This window comes from Paenibacillus radicis (ex Gao et al. 2016), from assembly GCF_014641555.1.
GTDB lineage: Bacteria > Bacillota > Bacilli > Paenibacillales > Paenibacillaceae > Pristimantibacillus > Pristimantibacillus radicis.
In genome coordinates this window covers 246-2,000 of sequence record NZ_BMHY01000005.1, presented here as the reverse complement: position 1 = coordinate 2,000, position 1,755 = coordinate 246, and the positions used below count along the sequence as shown (strand labels likewise).

The following is a 1,755-nucleotide window of genomic DNA, read 5'->3' as shown; positions in this document are numbered from 1 at the left end:
ACACCGGAACCAACACCAGTGGTAACGCCGGAGCCAACTCCAGTAGTGACACCGGAACCAACACCAGTGGTAACGCCGGAGCCAACTCCAGTAGTAACACCGGAGCCAACACCAGTGGTAACGCCGGAGCCAACACCAGTGGTAACGCCGGAGCCAACTCCGGTAGTGACACCTGGTCCAACACCGGGAGCAACACCAGGTTCTACACCGGAGCCAACTCCTACACCAGCGCCGTCAACTGACCCTACGCCTTCTTCGACACCAGATGAAGAAGTGGTAATAGACGACAATGAGAATCCATTGGGACCAGTCGATCAGGGTAGTGGTAGTGATACAGGTACATCGAATGATAAGCCTGCGCCTACTGCAGTTGTTGGAAGCGATTCTGAGTCTGTAGATATTAATGAAGAAGTACCGCTGGGCGCATTGCCTAAAACAGGCGAATCCAGTTCATTGCCAATCTACTTGGCAGGAGCTATGCTCGCATTGTTGGGCGGAATACTGCTTCTTAAGAAGAAAAATAATGCATAAGTAATGTTTACTTAAATAGAGGACTAGTCCATAAAGGACTGGTCCTCTATTTTTTTTCAATAATCTATTAAATAGAGTTGATTTTTTTATAGAATATGGTAATCTAGTACTAGACAAAGCTAATCACGATAACGGCAAACCTATCGAAAGATAGGGACGCAAAGCTAAAGGGCCTTCCGTATGATGGCAGCCAGCTACCGAAAGAAACAGGCTTTTTTTATTTGTCGATAAGCGAACGTATGTTCGAAAACTTTATACGATAATGGCAAACCTATCGAAAGGTAGGGACGCAAAGCTAAAGGGCCTTTTCTCTTAATGAGATGGCAGCCTGGCCACCGAAGGGAGTTTTAATCCATGCGTAAGCTAATCCTTATGCTCGTAGCCGTGTTTGTAATTACGACATCGATTCAAGTGACAACAGCAGCTGCAAGCGCTGGTGCACAATGGTTGGATACTGCTAACATTAATAATGGTACAGTAGGCGTTAAATATGATGTAAAGTCGAATGTGAAGACGAAAGTAATGGTAGCGAAAGGCAAGGACAATTATACATATACGCTGGCAAGCTCGAGTGAAGAGGTATTTCCACTGCAACTTGGCAATGGAGACTACACGATTTCGATTCTTGAGAACACAACCGGCAACAAATATAAAGTAGTAAGCAAAGAAGTTGTTAGCTTGAAGCTTAACGACACGAAGGTAGTTTTCCTGAACTCGGTACAAAACGTGAAATGGAGCAATACGAATAAAGCGATTCAAAAGGCTAAAGAGCTGACGGCTAACAAGAAGAACGATGCTGAGAAAGTAAAAGCGATTTATGATTACATTATTAAGAATGTAGATTATGATTATGACTTGGCTAACAACTTGCCGACTGAATACCTGCCAAGCATTGACCGGACGCTTAGCACGAAGAAAGATATTTGCTACGGCTACTCGGCATTGTTTGCAGCTATGCTGCGCAGCGTAGATATTCCGACTAAGCTTGTGATGGGCAACTCGACATACGTAACTCAATACCACGCTTGGAACGAAGTGTTCCTTGACGGCAAATGGGTAACGATCGATACAACAGTTGATGCTGGTCTGAAAAAGTCGAATAAGAAGTTCGAGCTTGTGAAAGAAGCTTCGAAATATACAACGGCAAAAGTATATTAATAGTAGAAGAAAAAGAGACTTGCGCATCCCGCGCAAGTCTCTTTTTTGTACATATAAAAAGAATCT

Annotated in this window: 2 protein-coding genes and 2 riboswitches; both genes read left to right on the top strand. The window is 43.9% G+C overall.

Annotation, left to right across the window (positions count from 1 at the left end):
* Positions 1-531, top strand: a 531-nt coding sequence (locus IEX98_RS14115; protein WP_194458320.1) for an LPXTG cell wall anchor domain-containing protein, incomplete at its 5' end; no start/stop codon positions are given.
* Positions 532-654: 123 nt separating this feature from the next.
* Positions 655-733: riboswitch (cyclic di-GMP riboswitch) on the top strand.
* 52 nt (positions 734-785) lie between these two features.
* Positions 786-871, top strand: a riboswitch (cyclic di-GMP riboswitch).
* Positions 872-885: 14 nt separating this feature from the next.
* On the top strand, positions 886-1,689 hold the full coding sequence (locus IEX98_RS14110) for a transglutaminase domain-containing protein (RefSeq protein ID WP_188889867.1): 804 nt from the start codon (positions 886-888) through the stop codon (positions 1,687-1,689).
* Positions 1,690-1,755: the final 66 nt, after the last annotated feature.

What these genes read in the sequence shown, in the direction of transcription:
- IEX98_RS14110 (WP_188889867.1), top strand. Translation starts at nt 886, where the DNA reads ATGCGTAAGCTAATCCTTATGCTCGTAGCCGTGTTTGTAATTACGACA.